The 15206-nt window shown below is 73.4% G+C and carries 12 protein-coding genes and 1 pseudogene; 5 read left to right on the forward strand and 8 right to left on the reverse strand.

Annotation, left to right across the window (positions count from 1 at the left end; all coding sequences use genetic code 11):
• Positions 1 to 43: 43 nt before the first annotated feature.
• On the reverse strand, positions 44 to 4051 hold the full coding sequence (locus tag ACIQNU_RS35040) for a Pls/PosA family non-ribosomal peptide synthetase (RefSeq protein ID WP_401374065.1): 4008 nt from the start codon (positions 4049 to 4051) through the stop codon (positions 44 to 46).
• A 100-nt stretch (positions 4052 to 4151) separates the two neighbouring features.
• Positions 4152 to 4913 carry a GTP cyclohydrolase II gene (gene ribA, locus ACIQNU_RS35045; protein WP_401374067.1) on the reverse strand — a complete coding sequence of 254 codons (762 nt, stop codon included), beginning with the start codon at positions 4911 to 4913 and terminating at the stop codon, positions 4152 to 4154.
• A gap of 212 nt (positions 4914 to 5125) precedes the next feature.
• Here ribA and ACIQNU_RS35050 point away from each other — a divergent pair, with 212 nt between their 5' ends.
• The 3 genes from ACIQNU_RS35050 to ACIQNU_RS35060 all read left to right on the forward strand — a co-directional run bounded on the left by ACIQNU_RS35050 (position 5126) and on the right by ACIQNU_RS35060 (position 8034).
• The gene (locus ACIQNU_RS35050; protein WP_401374070.1) at positions 5126 to 5872 is read left to right on the forward strand and encodes a creatininase family protein; all 747 of its coding nucleotides are present in this window, start codon (positions 5126 to 5128) and stop codon (positions 5870 to 5872) included.
• The gene (locus ACIQNU_RS35055) at positions 5869 to 6714 is read left to right on the forward strand and encodes a RibD family protein (protein ID WP_401374073.1); all 846 of its coding nucleotides are present in this window, start codon (positions 5869 to 5871) and stop codon (positions 6712 to 6714) included. The genes ACIQNU_RS35050 and ACIQNU_RS35055 overlap by 4 nt, the downstream gene beginning before the upstream one ends.
• Before the next feature lie 135 nt (positions 6715 to 6849).
• Positions 6850 to 8034 (forward strand): serine hydrolase domain-containing protein, encoded by a 1185-nt coding sequence (locus tag ACIQNU_RS35060; RefSeq protein WP_401374075.1) that lies wholly within the window; start codon positions 6850 to 6852, stop codon positions 8032 to 8034.
• A gap of 105 nt (positions 8035 to 8139) precedes the next feature.
• Here the strand turns inward: ACIQNU_RS35060 and ACIQNU_RS35065 are convergent.
• From ACIQNU_RS35065 to ACIQNU_RS35085, 5 genes and pseudogenes are all read right to left on the reverse strand, one after another.
• Positions 8140 to 8871 (reverse strand): annotated as a pseudogene (locus tag ACIQNU_RS35065) (YbhN family protein); the annotation flags it as partial.
• 68 nt (positions 8872 to 8939) lie between these two features.
• A complete protein-coding gene (locus ACIQNU_RS35070; RefSeq protein WP_401374078.1) occupies positions 8940 to 9791 on the reverse strand; it encodes an SAM-dependent methyltransferase in 852 nt (283 codons plus the stop codon).
• The gene (locus ACIQNU_RS35075) at positions 9788 to 10885 is read right to left on the reverse strand and encodes a glycosyltransferase family 4 protein (RefSeq protein ID WP_401374081.1); all 1098 of its coding nucleotides are present in this window, start codon (positions 10883 to 10885) and stop codon (positions 9788 to 9790) included. Before ACIQNU_RS35075 ends, ACIQNU_RS35070 begins: the two co-directional genes overlap by 4 nt.
• A gap of 35 nt (positions 10886 to 10920) precedes the next feature.
• The gene (locus ACIQNU_RS35080) at positions 10921 to 11319 is read right to left on the reverse strand and encodes a 6-pyruvoyl trahydropterin synthase family protein (protein ID WP_401374083.1); all 399 of its coding nucleotides are present in this window, start codon (positions 11317 to 11319) and stop codon (positions 10921 to 10923) included.
• A gap of 101 nt (positions 11320 to 11420) precedes the next feature.
• The gene (locus ACIQNU_RS35085; RefSeq protein WP_401374086.1) at positions 11421 to 12401 is read right to left on the reverse strand and encodes a zinc-binding alcohol dehydrogenase; all 981 of its coding nucleotides are present in this window, start codon (positions 12399 to 12401) and stop codon (positions 11421 to 11423) included.
• Positions 12402 to 12550: 149 nt separating this feature from the next.
• Here ACIQNU_RS35085 and ACIQNU_RS35090 point away from each other — a divergent pair, with 149 nt between their 5' ends.
• Positions 12551 to 13285, forward strand: a complete 735-nt coding sequence (locus ACIQNU_RS35090; RefSeq protein ID WP_401374089.1) for a CDP-alcohol phosphatidyltransferase family protein — start codon at positions 12551 to 12553, stop codon at positions 13283 to 13285.
• 57 nt (positions 13286 to 13342) lie between these two features.
• On the opposite strand, the gene ACIQNU_RS35095 is transcribed toward ACIQNU_RS35090, so the two are convergent.
• Entirely contained in the window at positions 13343 to 14485 is a 1143-nt protein-coding gene (locus ACIQNU_RS35095) for a GMC family oxidoreductase (RefSeq protein WP_401374186.1), read from the reverse strand.
• Here ACIQNU_RS35095 and ACIQNU_RS35100 point away from each other — a divergent pair.
• Positions 14378 to 14917 (forward strand): hypothetical protein, encoded by a 540-nt coding sequence (locus ACIQNU_RS35100; protein WP_401374199.1) that lies wholly within the window; start codon positions 14378 to 14380, stop codon positions 14915 to 14917. The genes ACIQNU_RS35095 and ACIQNU_RS35100 overlap by 108 nt on opposite strands.
• The last annotated feature ends 289 nt before the right edge of the window (positions 14918 to 15206 follow it).

Below are 15206 nucleotides of genomic sequence, written 5' to 3' on the forward strand. Positions count from 1 at the left end.
TACGCTCCCTGCGCTGTGCTCGCACGCTGTGCCGGTGTGCCGCTCAGGAGCGCCACGCCTCGATCGGGTTGCCCAGCCAGCGGGTGTCGGCGGGCACGGACTCCCCGGCCATCACGAGCGAGGCGGGGCCCAGGGTCGAGCGGGCCCCGACCGTGCTGCCGGGCAGGACGATGCCGCCGGGCCCCAAGGTGGCTCCCTCACGGAGGACCACAGTATCCGTCCGCAAGATCCGGTCATGGAAGAGGTGAGTCTGCAGGACACAGCCCCGGTTCACGGTGGCCGCGTCTCCGAGGGTCACGAGGTCCGTCTCGGGCAGCCAGTAGCTCTCGCACCACACACCCCGCCCGATCCGGCCGCCGAGCGCGCGCAGCCAGAGGGTCATCAGGGGGGTTCCGGGGACGGATCCGGTCAGCCAGGGCACGGCGAGGACCTCGACGAAGGTGTCGGCGAGTTCGTTGCGCCACACGAAGCCGCTCCACAGCGGGTGCTCGCCGGTGCGGTGGCGGCCCACCAGGAGCCACTTCGCGAGGACGGAGACGAGGGCCGCCGCAGCACCGGCGGTGAGCAGTGTCACACCGGACAGCAGGGCGGCACCCCAGATCCCGAGCCCGCCGACACCGTCCCCGCCCGCCGTGGCGAGGGCGCACAGCGCGGCGAGGGTCAGTACGCCGAGTGCGGCCGAGCAGAACACCGGGAGCAGCCGGCACAGCTCCACCAGTCCGCGCGCCCACAGCAGCCGCCGGGGCGGCTCGTAGGTGCGGCTCTGGTCGCCGTCCGCCGACGACCGGGGCAGCCGTACCGGCGGGAGGCCCAGGTACGAGCTGCCCTTCTTGGCCTTCTTCGGGGTGGCCGACAGCACGCCGACCAGACCGCCGTCGGGCACGCTGCGGCCCGGCGCGGTCATCCCGGAGTTGCCGAGGAACGCCCGGCGGCCGATCTCGGCGCGCCCGATCCGGACCCAGCCGCCGCCCAGCTCGAAGGGCGCGGTGAGGGTGTCGTCGGCGAGGAACGCGCCCTCGCCGACGGTGGTGAGGCTGGGCAGCGCGAGCACCGTGGACACCTCGGCGCCGCGCCCGATCTTCATCCCGAGCAGCCGCAGCCACACCGGGGTGATCAGCCCGGCGTACAGCGGGAACAGGGTCTCGCGGGACAGGTCCATCAGCTGGCTGACGGTCCACGCCTGCCAGCCGGTCCTGCTGTGCGCGGGATGGGTGCCGGGGCGCAGGCCGATGCTCAGGAGGCGTACGGCGATCAGCAGGAGGAGGGCGTACGCGAGGCCGAAGGCGAGCGCCGCCGGGACCACGGCGACAAGGGCGCCGCGCAGGGCGTCGCCGAATCCGGCGGCCGGGGCCACGAAGCGGCCCACGACGAGCAGTGCGGGCACGGCGGCGAGCAGGGGCAGCACGAGCAGGCCGAAGCCGGTCACGCCGTACATGGTGCGCCAGCCCGTGGAGCGCGGCGGGCGCTGCTTCGGCCAGTCGCGTTTGGCCTTGCCGAGCTTGACCGCCGGGGCACCGGCCCAGCGCTGCCCGGTGGGGACGTGCCCGGCGACCGCCGAGCCCGGCGCGACCTCGGACCGCTTGCCGACCCGGGCGCCCGGGAACAGCAGGCTGCGGGTACCGACGACGGCCCCGGCGCCGACCTTGACCGGGCCGATCTCCAGCCGGTCGCCGTCGAGCCAGTACCCGGACAGGTCGACCTCCGACTCGACGGCGCAGCCCCGGCCCAGCTTGAGCATGCCGGTCACCGGGGGCAGCGAGTGCAGGTCGACGTCGGGGCCGACGCGGGCGCCGAGCGCACGGGCGTACCGCTGGAGCCAGGAGCCGGTGAGCGAGGTGGCACCGCAGTACTCGGCGAGCCGTTCGGCCGTCCAGAGCCTCAGATGCACGGAGCCGCCGCGTGGATGGCGGCCGGGTGTCACGCCGCGCAGCAGGAGCCGCGCGCCGCCCGCCGCGAGGGCGAGGCGTCCCGGCGGGCTGAAGAACAGCGCGGCTCCGACGACGACGACCCACCAGGACGCGGTGGGCGCCCACGGGTAGGGGCCGAGCAGATGCAGCACATTGCCGAGGGCGAGCAGCGCCACGGTCCAGCGCAGACCCTTCACGGTGTACAGCGGCGCCAGGAGGAGGAGCTGGGCGATCTTGGCGCGGGTGGGGACGGGCGCGACGGTGCGGGCCGCGCCGTCGTCCGGTGCGGACCTCTCCAGGCGCCGGGCGAGCTTGCGGAGGGTGGGCTGCTGGTAGATGTCGAGGACGGCGGCTGCGGGGTAGCGGGTGCGCAGCCGGGTGGTGAGCTGGGCGGCGCCGAGGCTGCTGCCCCCTATGGCGAAGAAGTCGTCGTCGGCGCTGGTGACCGGCACACCGAGGGTCTCGCTCCACTGCTCGGCGAGCCATGCCTCGGTGCCGTAGAGCTGTTCGGCGGTGGAGCCGGTCTCCAGGTCGGGCAGGGGCCAGGGCAGGGCGTCGCGGTCGACCTTGCCGGAGGTGCGGGTGGGCAGGTCGGCGACGGGTGCGAGCAGCGGGACGAGCGCGGCGGGCAGCGCGGCGCGGAGCTGCTGGACGGCGGCGGTGTGGTCCCAGCCGTCCTGGGTGACGAGGTAGCCGACGAGGAGCTGGTTGCCGCTGCGGGCGGTCCGGACCGCGGCGGCGGCGCCCGCGACACCGGGCAGCGCCTGGAGGGCCGCGTCGACCTCACCGAGTTCGATCCGGCGTCCGCCGAGCTTGATCTGTTCGTCGCCGCGGCCGAGGAAGATCAGCCCCTCGGGTTCGGCCTTGACGAGGTCGCCGCTGCGGTACGCGCGCTCCCAGCCGAGGGAGTCCAGCGGGGCGTACTTCTCGGCGTCCTTCTCCGGGTCGAGATAGCGGGCGAGGCCGACGCCGCCGATCACGAGCTGGCCGCTGCCGCCCATCGGGACGGGCTCCCCGGCCTCGTCGACGACGGCGAGTTCCCACCCGTCGAGCGGCAGCCCGATTCTGATGGGCTCGGCGCCGGTGAGGAGCGAGGCGCAGGCGACGACGGTGGCCTCGGTCGGCCCGTAGGTGTTCCACACCTCGCGGCCCTCGGTGACCAGACGCTGCACCAGCTCGGGCGGGCACGCCTCGCCGCCGAAGATCAGCAGCCGTACGTCGCTCAGGGTCTCCGGCTCCCACAGGGCCGCCAGGGTCGGCACGGTCGACACGACGGTGATGTCCTGCTCGACCAGCCAGGGCCCCAGGTCGGCGCCGCTGCGGACCTGGGAGCGCGGCACCGGCACCAGACAGGCGCCGTGCCGCCAGGCGAGCCACATCTCCTCGCAGGAGGCGTCGAAGGCGACGGAGAGCCCGGCCATGACCCGGTCGCCCGGTCCGATCGGGTCGTCGGCGAGGAAGAGCGCGGCCTCGGCGTCCACGAACGCGGCGGCGCTGCGGTGGCTCACGGCGACGCCCTTCGGCTTGCCCGTGGAGCCGGAGGTGAAGATGATCCACGCGTCGTGCTCGGGGCTGGGCCGGCCGGCCGGGGCGCGCCGCGTGTCGGCGTCGGGGGCCGGGTCGTCACCGAACGTGACATCCGACGCACGTCCCGTGTCGGTGGCGGGCTCGCCGTGTACGGGGCGTCCGGTGTCGATGTGTCCCCCGGCACCGATGACGGCCCGCACCCCCGCCTCCCCGAACACCAGCTCGGCCCGCTCGTCGGGGTCCTCGGCGTCGACCGGCACATAGGCGGCACCGGTCGCGAGAACGGCGAGGATGGCCACGTAGAGGTCATTGGTGCCGGACGGAACGCGCACGCCGACCCGGTCGCCGAGCCCCACCCCGGCGCCCGCGAGCCGGCGCCGCACCCGCTCCACCTCGACGGCGAGGGTCCGATACGTCAGTCGGGTGGTGCCGTCGTCCAGGGCGGGCTCGTCGGGGTACTGGCGTACCGACGCGTCGAGGAGGTCGACCAGCGTGCGGGGCGGCGCGGCGGCGGACGCGGAGAACCGGGCGGTCGCGCCGAACCGTGCGCGCATCTCCTCGTCCAGGAGGACGAGTTCCTTGTTCTCCGGCGTGGGGGCCGGTGTGGTGGCTGCCATCGGGTCCTCGCGTCTCGTTCCCGGAGGATTCCGGGTCGCTGGCGGTCCCGCAGGTGTGCCTGGGGTTGTTCCGTTCCAGCAGCAAGCAACCCGGCCCAGTCTAATGAGGACCGAATGATCCCTCTCTGTGAAGTGGACCGGGCAGGGGGTGGCGTTCGCCACCCGGAGGGGCGAGGGAGGCGTCCGAATGGGGCAGATGGTGCTCCAGATGCGGGAGGTGGTGGTCCAGTCGCTCCCGTTTGGCCCGCAGATACGGCAGGTTCTCGGCGCCGGGCGTGATGAGCAGCGGCACCTGCTCGGCGACCGTGATGCCGTGGCGCCGGAGCGCTTCGCGTTTGCGCGGGTTGTTGGAGAGGAGGCGTACGGAGGACACGCCGAGGTCGTGCAGGATGGCCGCGGCGACACCGTAGTCACGGGCGTCGACGGGGAGCCCGAGCGCCAGGTTCGCGTCGACCGTGTCCAACCCCTCCGCCTGGAGCTTCATCGCCCGGAGTTTGGCGAGCAGTCCTATGCCGCGGCCTTCGTGGCCCCGGACGTAGACGAGGACGCCGCGCCCTTCGGCGGCGATGGCGGCGAGCGCCGCGGCGAGCTGGTCGCCGCATTCGCAGTGGCGTGAGCCGAAGGCGTCCCCGGTGAGACATTCGGAGTGCACCCGGGTCAGCGTCAGATCGCCCGCGACCTCGCCGTGCACGAGCGCCATCTGCTCCTCGCCGCGCTCGTGGTCCAGATAGCCGTACGCGAGGAACTCGCCGTGCGCGGTGGACAGCCGGACCGTCACCACGCGCTCGACACCCGCCGGGGGTGTCCGCGCGCCGGTTCCGCCGCCGATAGCGCCGTCACTTCCTGTCCTGGCTCCTGTCATGGCCCGACCCTAGCCGCCGACTCCCCTGTTCCGGCGGGGGAGATATCGCCATGAAACACCAACTCGCCGTGGCTTTCGTCCTGTTCGGGAGGGGTACGGCGAGGCCCACCGGGGCGCGACCGGGCCGCGTACGCTGTGGCGCGCGGGGTGGGCGAGGTGCCCGTGAAGGTGTGTGTGACGGTGTGTGTGACGGTGTGTGTGAAGGGGGACTCATGAGTGACCTGGCATCGCGGCTCCCGGTCGGTGGTGTGCTGCCGGCCGACACCACGGAGGACGTGCGGGCGCGCGGCGCCCGGATCGCCGTACTGCCGATCGGCAGTTTCGAGCAGCACGGTCCGTATCTGCCGCTGGTGACGGACACCGTCGTCGCCTGCGCCGTCGCGCGGGAGGCCGCCGCCGCGTACCCGGTGCTGCTGCTGCCGCCGTTGACCCTCTCCTGCTCGCACGAGCACGCCGCCTGGCCCGGAACGGTCAGCATCTCGGCGGCGACGCTGTACGCGGTCGTCCGGGACATCGCGCAGTCGCTGCGCCGGTCCGGTGTCGGCGCGCTGATCCTGGTGAACGGGCACGGCGGAAACTACGTCCTGCGCAACGTCGTCCAGGAGTCCCGGGGCGAGGGCCTGCGGATGGCGCTGTTCCCGGGCTCCGCGGACTGGGACGCGGCGCGCGCCAGGGCGGGCGTGGAGACCTCGGCGCACAGCGACATGCACGCGGGCGAACTGGAGACGTCGATCCTGCTCCACACGAACCCCGAACTGCTGCGCCCCGGTCACGAATCCGCCGACCTGATATCCGACGGCCGCGGCCATCTCCTCACGCTCGGCATGGACGCCTACACCGAATCCGGTGTCATCGGCCGCCCGTCCCTGGCGACGGCGGCGAAGGGACAGGAGCTGCTGGCCGGTCTGGTGGAGTCCTTCGGCGCGTATGTGTCTCTCCTGAGCGGTGACGAGGCGTGAACAGGCCGGTGGAGACGGCGGCTTCGGACCCTGCCGCACTCACGGCGGCCGACGCCTGGGAACGGCTGCTCGGCATACGGTCCCTCGCGGGCGCCGAGGCCGCGGGGCTGGTACGCGGAACGGACGGCGTCCACCGCTGGGACCGGGACGCGACGCACGAGGCGGGGGTTCTGGCCCGCCGCTATCTGCCGCTGTGCCTGGCGGGCCCGCACACCACCTTCGCCCAACTCGGCCAGAGCATCGACGGTTTCATAGCGACCCGTACCGGCGACGCGGACTACGTCACCGGAGCCGAGGACCGTCTCCATCTGCACCGGCTGCGGGCCCTGGCGGACGCGGTCGTCGTCGGCGCGGGGACGGCGACGGCGGACGACCCCCGGCTGACGGTACGGGCCTGCGCGGGGTCGCATCCGGTACGGGTCGTCCTCGATCCGCGCGGCCGGGTGCCGCAGGGGCTCCAGGTGTTCACGGACGGTGCGGCGCCGACGCTGTGGCTGGTCGGCGCGGGACACGAACCCGGGGGGCGGGTGGCGGCGGGGGTCGAGGTGGTGTCGCTACCGGACGCCGACGCGTTCGCGCCCCACCGTCTCGTCCGTACGCTGGCCCGGCGGGGCCTCGGCCGGGTGCTGGTGGAGGGGGGTGGGGTCACCGTCTCCCGCTTCCTGCACGAGAAGGTCCTGAACCGGCTGTACGTGACCGTCGCGCCGGTACTGCTCGGGGACGGGGTCCCCGGACTCCGTTTCACCGGGGAGGCCGTGATGCGGGATGCCCTGCGACCTCCGGTACGGCGCTTCACACTCGGCGAGGACACCTTGTTCGAGATGGAGTTGGGGTCGGGGTAGGGCGCAAGGGTCGGTCGGCAGGCGTGGAAACGGACGGAAACGGGCGGGAAACACCTCGCTCGTTACAACAGCCCCATGGCTCACAACCAAACTCACCACCAACCCGATGCCTCCCGGCGAACCGTGCTCCGGTCGATGGGCGTTGCCGCTGTCTCCGCCGCCGCCTCCGCGGGCGTTCTCGCGACGCCCGGCAGCGCCCTGGCCGACACCGTGGGCCGGGCACCGGCCGGACGGATACCCGATGACCTGCTGCCCGGCGGCGCGTACGACCGATTCGTCGCACAGCTCGCCGCGCGGGACCAGTTCTCGGGAACCGTGCTGCTCAGCCACCGCGGAAAGAGGGTCCTGTCCAGGGCCTACGGAATGGCCGACAAGGAGCGGTCCGTACCGAACCGGGTGGACACCGTCTTCGCGCTCGCCTCCGCATCCAAGCCGTTCACCGCCCTGGCCGTCCTCCAGCTCGCCCAACAAGGCAAGCTCGACTGCTACGGGACGCTCGGCACCTATCTCCCCGGCTTCCCGGCCGCGATCGCCGACACCGTCACCATCCATCACCTGCTCACCCACACCTCCGGCATGGGCGATCTGCTCACCAACAGCGAGTTCCTCGACAAGGCCGGCACCTGGACCAGCGCCGACGAGGTCACCACCGAGCTGGTGAAGATCATCCGGAAGCAGCCGCTGGAGTTCGCACCCGGCACGAGCAACCGGTACAGCAACAGCGGCTACGACACACTCGGCGCGATCGTGGCCGCCGTCTCCGGACAGTCCTTCTACCAGTACGTACGCCAACACATCTTCGCCGCCGCCGGTATGACACGCAGCGACTTCTTCACCCGGCCGCAGTGGCTGACGGACACCCGTATCGCGCACCCCTACGCGCTCACCTCGTCAGGAGAGCGGATCGACGCCGTCCGCGCCGGCGAGGGCGCGGCGCGCATGTTCATCGGGACGGGCGGCGGCAACGCCTTCTCCACCGGTCCCGACCTGGTCAGGTTCGCGCAGGCGCTCCAGGACGGCCACCTGCTCAACCCCGCCTACACCGAACTCTTCATGAGTGCGAAGCTGCCCATGCGCCCGCGCGGCGCGGCGGTGCCCGGTGTCCGGAGCTTCATGGCCTACGGAGCGACCGCGCCCGTCGTCAACAACCACCAACTCCTCACGCACGGCGGCGGAGCTGCGGGCGAGTCGACCAACTGGACCATCTACCGGGATCTGGACTGGTGCGGAACCATCCTCAGCAACTACGACCAGATCGACCTCACGGCGATCATCGACCGGGAGCGTGCGCCCCTCTGTGGTCCGCGCGAGGGCGGCTGATCCTGGTCGGGTGCCGCGGCGGCGGGTGACCAGCACCGCGATGCCCGGCAGGCTCGCCACGACTCCCAGCACGCCGTACACCACCGCCACCGTCAGGCCCTGGGTCGTGCCCAACCCCGTGGCGCCGAACGCCCAGGCCGTCACGCCCTCCCGGGGACCCCAGCCGCCGATGTTGAGCGGGAGGGACATGGAGAGGAGGGCGAGGGTCATCAGGGGCAGGAGGACGGTGAGCGGGGCTGTGGTGCCCGCGGTTCGGGCGGCCAGGAGGAACAGGGTCAGGTGGCCTGCCACGGTCGCGAGGGAGGTGAGCAGGACGCCCGGCCAGGTGCGGCGGGCGAGGAGGCCGGTGCGGGCCTCGGTCAGTGTGCGGGCGAGCGCTCGCCGCCAGCGCGGTACGCGTACGGCGAGCAGCGCGCCTGCCACGGTCAGCAGGGCGAGTGCCGTGACGAGGGGTCCTGCGCCCGGGAGCGCCGGGGACGGCAGGGTGAGCAGGACCGCCGTACCGACGATGAGCAGGGCGAGTTGTCCCGCGGTGCGTTCCAGGACGACCGCGCGGACGCCCCGGCCGAGGTCACCGGCGCCGCGTCCCTGCCGGACCGCGCGGTGCACGTCGCCGAGTACGCCGCCGGGCAGGGTCGCGTTGAGGAACAGGGCCCGGTAGTAGTCGCCGACGGCCCGGCCCAGGGGCAGCGGGATGCCCAGGGCGCGGGACACCAGGCACCAGCGCCACGCGCAGCACACAGTGGTGAACACGCCGACTCCGACGGCCGCGAGGAAGGTGACGGTGTCGATGCGGCGTACCCCGTCGAGGAACGGGCCCGTGCCGAGCCGCCACATCAGGAAGGCGAGGATGCCCGCGCCGGCGGCCGACGTCAGCCGGGAGCGGAGCGCCGGGCGCGCCGCCGTCACACCCCACCGGCCCGGGGCAGTGCCAGCAGATCGTGGTGGTGCACGACGACCCTCAACTCGCCTGCCGCACACTGCTCCTGACGTCGTACCAGATACCGGTCGATGTCGGGCGCGAGGTCGGGTCGCTGCTCGCGGGCCGCGCCCGTCCAGCCCCGCAGCCACTCGGCGGTCAGCGCGGAGTCGTCGGGGCCGAGGCGCCAGGGGCTGGGCTCGACGCGTACGGTCGCGCCGCGTGCCGCGAACGCGTCGTACGCGGCGGTGACGGCGTCCGGTCCGAGCAGTCCGGTGCGGCGCTGGTGGGCGTTGAAGGCGTCGGTGATCGCGGGGTCGAGGGGGTCGGTGGGGGTGAGGTCGACGCGGCCCGCGACGGAGAGGGCGAGGAGAGCGGGGCAGGCCGCGTCGGCGCAGGCCGTGGCGAGCCGTTCGACCTGGTCGAGGGTGAGCACGTCGAGCAGTGCGGACGCGGTGACGAGCGAGGTGGTGGTGAGGGTGTCGGCGGTGAGCCGGGAGAGGTCGCCGTGGTCGGCGGCGACGGTGACCGGGCTGCCGTCGAGCGCCGCGCGGGGGGTGTGTGTGGTGGCCCGCAGGAGCAGGTCGGGGTCGTGGTCGTGCAGGATCCAGTGCTGCGGTCCGGGGAGCCGGGGGGCGAGCCAGCGGCCGAGGGAGCCGGTGCCGCAGCCGAGGTCGCGGATGGTCAGGCGGGGTGTCCGCCGCCCGCCCGGTGCGCGGGACGCGGCCAGGCGGGTGCGGAGCGGTTCGAGGAGTTCCGCCGCGCGGGCGGCGGCGTCGGCGGGCTCGCGCAGCGCCAGCCAGGCCGGGGGGTAGCGGGGTGCGTCGGTGGTCGTCACGCGGCCCGCCGGGTGTCGCGCCGGAGCTGTTCGAGTACGCCGGAGAGGCTGAGCGCGGTGGTCGCCCACCCGTCGAGTGCGGTACGCCGTCTGCGGGCCGCCTGCTTGAGGCGGCGCCGCGTCTCGTGCTCGCCGAACCAGCGGCGCAGAGCGGTCGCGAGGGCCGCCGGGTCGCCGGGCGGGAGCAGCATGCCCGGCACCGCGCCGTCGGGTGCGCGGCCGATCGCTTCGGGCAGTCCCCCGACGTCCGTCGCGAGGACGGGGATGCCGCGTGCGAGGGCTTCGGTCACGGCCATGCCGTAGGTCTCGGCGGACGAGGTGAGGACCATGAGGTCGGCGGCGGCGTAGCTGGCGGCCAGGTCGGCGCCGGTCCGGGGTCCGGCGAGCCGGACGCGGTCGCCGAGTCCGTGCGTGTCGACGAGGGCGCGCAGTGCGGCGACGTATCCGGGGTCGTGGTCGAGTCCGCCGACGCAGACGCAGCTCCACGGCAGGTCGGCGATGCTCGCCAGGGCTTCCACGAGCCGGTGCTGTCCCTTGCGCGGGGTGACCGACGCGACGCACAGCAGCCGGGAGATGCCGTCGGTGCCGGGGGCGAGGGGGGCGATGTCGGTGCCGGGGGCGGCGACGTGCACGCGCGCGGGGGCGAGTCCGTGGTGGTCGATCAGCCGTCGGGCGGCCCAGGCGCTGGTGGCGACGGTCGCGGACACGGCTCGCAGGGTGGTCCGTTCCCGGGCGTCCAGGTCGGCCGCGCGGGCGGGCGCGATCCCCGTCTCGTCCGCGAGCGGCAGATGCACCAGGACGGCGATCCGCAGGCGCGCGGCCTCCGGCACCACCACCTCGGGGACCCCGCAGGCGACGAGCCCGTCCAGGAGGACGACGCTGCCGTCCGCCAACGAGGCAAGGGTGCGGGCTAGTCGGCGGCGCGCGGCCGGGGCGGGCCGGGGCCAGGCGCCGGGGACCGCGTGGTCGTGGACGCGCCAGCCGAAGCCGGAGAGGTCCAGGCCCACGCGGCGGTCGTACGTGTTGCCGCCGCTCGGTGCGGTGGGGTCGTCCACGCGTCCGGGCAGGACGAAGTGCAGGGAGCGCGTGGACATCGGGATGATGTCGGCGGGGTGCACGGGGTGGGCCCTCACAGGTCACGCTCGTAACTCGCCCAGGCCACATGCGACTCGTGGAGGGTGACGGTGAGGCCGGTGAGTCCCTGGGCGCCCGCGCCGAGCGCGCCCGCGTGGACGCGCTCGGCGAGCCGGTCGGCGATGACCTTGGCGAGGAATTCGGTGGAGGTGTTGACGCCGGCGAAGGCGGGTTCGTCGTCGAGGTTGCGGTACGTGAGGTCGCCGACCACCTCGCCGAGTTGCCGGGTGGCGAGGCCGATGTCGACCACGATGTTGTCCGCGTCGAGTTCGGGGCGGCGGAAGGTGGCGTCCACGAGGAAGGTCGCGCCGTGCAGGCGCTGCGCGGGCCCGAAGACCTCGCCGTGGAAGCTGTGGGCGACCATCAGGTGGTCGCGGACGGTGATGCTGAACAACGGATGACCCTCCAGGTGCGGCGGCGCGGTTGTCCTTGAAACGGTTCCAGAAGCTGTCGGCCGGGGCTCGCCGTTGAGTACGTCCCGGGGGTTCCGGTTGTTCAGGCCGTCTCGTACCGGACCCGGTGGCAGAGGCCCGGGAGGTTCCCGGCGGTCATGGCGGCGAGGGTTGCGGGGAGGTCTTCGAAGGCGCATTCGCCGGTGATCAGGGCGTCGAAGGCGGGGTCGGCGAGCAGGTCGAGGGCGAGGGCGAGCCGGTCGCCGAAGGTCCGGTGGGAGCGGCGGGCCGGGGACACGGCGCCGACCTGACTGGCGCGTACGACCAGACGCCGGGAGTGGAACGCCTCGCCGAGCGGGAGGCTGACCTTCCGGTCGCCGTACCAGCTCATCTCGATCACCGTGCCTTCGGGGGCGAGGAGTTCGAGGGAGCGGGTGAGGCCGGCCTCGGTGGCGCTGGCGTGCACGACGAGGTCGCAGTCGCCGAGCGCGTCGCCGGGCAGCGCGAAGTCGACGCCGAGCGCGGCGGCGGTCGCGGCGCGGGTGGGGTCCGCGTCGACCAGTTGGACACGGACACCGGGAAAGCGCCCGGCGAGGGCGGCGACGGACGCGCCGACCATGCCCGCGCCGACCACGGCGATCCGGTCGCCGACGAGGGGCGCGGCGTCCCACAGCGCGTTGACGGCGGTCTCGACGGTCCCGGCGAGGATCGCGCGCGCGGCGGGCACCGTGTCCGGCACCGGAGTGACGGCCGCCGCCGGGACCACGTAGCGCGTCTGGTGCGGGTGGAGGCAGAACACGGTACGGCCGAGGAGCCCGGCGGGGCCCTCCTCGACGGTTCCGACGGCGAGATAGCCGTACTTGACGGGCGCGGGGAAGTCGCCGTCCTGGAACGGGGCGCGCATGACGGTGTGCTGGCTCACCGGCACCCCGCCCCGGAAGACGAGGCTTTCGGTGCCTCTGCTGATGCCGGACCACAGGGCGCGTACCAGCACGTCTCCCGCGCCGACGGGTGGCAGGGCGACCTCGCGGATCTCGCCGTGGTCGGGGGTGGCGAGCCAGAAGGCCCGAGCCGCACGCTCCACAGATTTTCCTCCCGCACATCGGGGTGACACACCGTCCGCGCCGGGCGTCCGTGAACATCCGGGTGGCGTACGACGTACAGATCACTGCCAAGCCGCGAGCACGGTACGCGGCGCCGATCGACTCTGTCACCTGGGCGGAAGGGTGCGCGGTGGCTCTCAACCACATGTACGGCACGAACTTGACGCGGCACGAGACGTCCGTGGGGGCGGGCGCGCAGATCCTGGTCCTGGCGCTGCTGGGCGCGGCGCTCGGTCTGGGCCCGGCGGGCTGGCTGACCGGTCTGGCGTTCACGGCGGTGACGTGGGCGGTCCTGACCCGGGCGGTGCACCGGACCTGGCCGCGCCCCTTCGGCCCGGCGAACCGGGTGACGCTGGCCCGCGCGACGCTCGTCGGAGGCGTGACCGCGCTGGTCGCCGACTCCTTCGAGAGCCCGCCGCCCGTGACGGTCCTGGTCGCGCTGGTGACGGTGGCGCTGGTCCTGGACGCGGTGGACGGTCATGTCGCGCGCCGCACCGGGACGTCGTCGCCGCTGGGCGCCCGCTTCGACATGGAGGTGGACGCGTTCCTCATCCTGGTGCTCAGCGTGTATGTCGCCGCGTCCCTCGGTGCGTGGGTGGTGCTGATCGGCGCGATGCGGTACGCGTTCGTCGCGGCGGCCCGCGCCCTGCCCTGGCTGCGGTCACCGCTGCCCCCGAGCACGGCCCGCAAGACGGTGGCCGCGCTCCAGGGCGTCGTCCTGCTGGTGACGGGCGCCGATGTCCTCGGGCGGGGAGCGGCGACCGCGCTGGTGTTCCTGGCCCTGGCGGCGCTCGTCTGGTCGTTCGGGCGGGATGTGCGGTGGCTGTGGCGGACGGGACGCGTGTCCGGGCGGGCGAAGGCGTGACCCCGCCCGCTTCCTGGCCCCGCTCCCCGGATCACACGCCCGGATCACGCGCCCGGATCACGCCCCCGCGAGAATCAGCGCCGCCCCCTTCTCCCCGATCATCATCGACGGGGCCTGGGTGTTGCCGCTGATGATGTTCGGCATGATCGAGGAGTCGATCACCCGGAGCCCGTCGAGCCCGTGGACCCGTAGTTCGGGGTCCACCACGGCGAGGTCGTCCACGCCCATCTTGCAGGTGCCGACGGGGTGGTAGTCCGTCTTGGCCCAGCGCCGGATGTACGCCCGGATCTCCTCGTCGGTCTCCACGGAGGCCCCCGGAAGCCATTCCTCCTTGAGCAGTCCCGCGAAGGCGGGGGCCGCGAACACCTCACGCATCCGCCGGAAGCCCTCGACCGCGATCTCCCAGTCGTGCGGGTCGTCCAGATAGTTCGGGTCGACGGCCGGGAGCACCGAGCGGTCCTTCGAGACGAGCGTGACCGCACCCCGGCTGCGGGGGCGGACGTTGCACGCGAGGAGCGTCACACCGTGCCCGGGGATCTTCTCGGCGGTGTGCGAGCCGTCCTTCCACACGACGTACGCGGGCAGGAAGTGCAGTTGCAGGTCCGGTGACGTGACATCGTCCGCGCTGCTGAGGAAGGCGCCCGCCTCGGTGATCGTCGCGGTGGCGGGCCCGGTCCGGTAGAGCCCGTACTGAACGGCGTGTCGCAGCGCCCGGTCCCAGCGGTCCTCGCCGCTGTAGCTGAGCGGCTGGGCGCTGGCCCGGGTGATGTACACCTCCAACTGGTCGTGGAGGTTCTTGCCGACACCCGGCAGGTCGTGGACGACGTCGACCCCGACGGCACGCAGTTCGTCGGCGGGGCCGATGCCGGAACGCAGCAGCAGCCAGGGCGAGTTGACGGCGCCCGCGCTGAGGATGACCTCGGCGTCGGCGCGTACCGTCTCCATCCGGCCGCCGCGCTCGTAGGTCACCCCGACGGCGCGGCCGTTCTCCACGACGATGCGGTCGGCCTGGGCGCCGGTGAGGACGGTGAGGTTCGGCCGGTCCGGAATCGGGCAAGGCGCACAGGGCCGTGGCGGTGCGAGGCTCCGGCTATGGAGCGGAGTTTCGAGGTGTACGGGATGGCCGCCGCCTGTCTGAGTGCCGCCGCGCTCACTCTCGCCCTGCTCACGACGGGTGGCATACGGATCGGCGGGCCGTATCTCCTGTCCGTGGTGGTGCTCGTCCTCGCGTTGGTGCTGGTCGGGATCGCCGGGGCGCGCAAGGAGGGGGTGCGGGCGGATCGCACCATGACCGGGGTGGCCTTCGGGCGGCTTCCCGCGATGACCCGATGGACTGTCAAAGGGCTCCAGGCGGCCTGCGTCCTCGTGGCGGTCGCCACCTTCTTCACGGGCGAGGTGTTCCGGACCACGGAGACCCGGGGCGCCCACTACTACGTGTACGACGTCAAACCCGCCGGCAGCCCGCACCTGGAGGTGTCGTACGCCGAGTACCGGGCGGTGCTGATGCGTGAGGAACGCCTGCTGCTCGCGGCTGGCGGCACGCTCTTCGCGGTCGCCGCACACACGCCGCTCCCCTCCGACGCACCGCGCCACATCCAGCCACGGCGCCGACGGCGTCGCGAACCTCGCTAACCCCGATCCCACGTACCGTTCGGCGGACGCCGCAGCGTGCGGAACGACTGCTCCTCGCGCCGGGCGGCACGCACACGCCGCTCCCCTCCGACGCACCGCGCCACATCCAGCCACAGCGCCGACGGCGCCGCGAACCTCGCTAACCCCGATCCCACGTACCGTCCGGCGGACGCCGCAGCGTGCGGAACGCCTACTCCTCGCGCCGGGCGGCACGCACACGCCGCTCCCCTCCGACGCACCGCGCCACATCCAGCCACAGCGCCGACGGCGCCGCGAACCTCGCTAACCC

It is taken from the genome of Streptomyces sp. NPDC091292 (genome assembly GCF_044757265.1).
In the GTDB taxonomy this organism is placed as follows: domain Bacteria; phylum Actinomycetota; class Actinomycetes; order Streptomycetales; family Streptomycetaceae; genus Streptomyces.

Coding starts and splice junctions, on each gene's coding strand:
- ribA (WP_401374067.1), bottom strand. CDS start 4,913: ATGACAGGAGCCAGGACAGGAAGTGACGGCGCTATCGGCGGCGGAACC.
- ACIQNU_RS35040 (WP_401374065.1), bottom strand. CDS start 4,051: ATGGCAGCCACCACACCGGCCCCCACGCCGGAGAACAAGGAACTCGTC.
- ACIQNU_RS35100 (WP_401374199.1), top strand. CDS start 14,378: ATGGAGCGGAGTTTCGAGGTGTACGGGATGGCCGCCGCCTGTCTGAGT.
- ACIQNU_RS35075 (WP_401374081.1), bottom strand. CDS start 10,885: ATGTCCACGCGCTCCCTGCACTTCGTCCTGCCCGGACGCGTGGACGAC.
- ACIQNU_RS35060 (WP_401374075.1), top strand. CDS start 6,850: ATGGGCGTTGCCGCTGTCTCCGCCGCCGCCTCCGCGGGCGTTCTCGCG.
- ACIQNU_RS35050 (WP_401374070.1), top strand. CDS start 5,126: ATGAGTGACCTGGCATCGCGGCTCCCGGTCGGTGGTGTGCTGCCGGCC.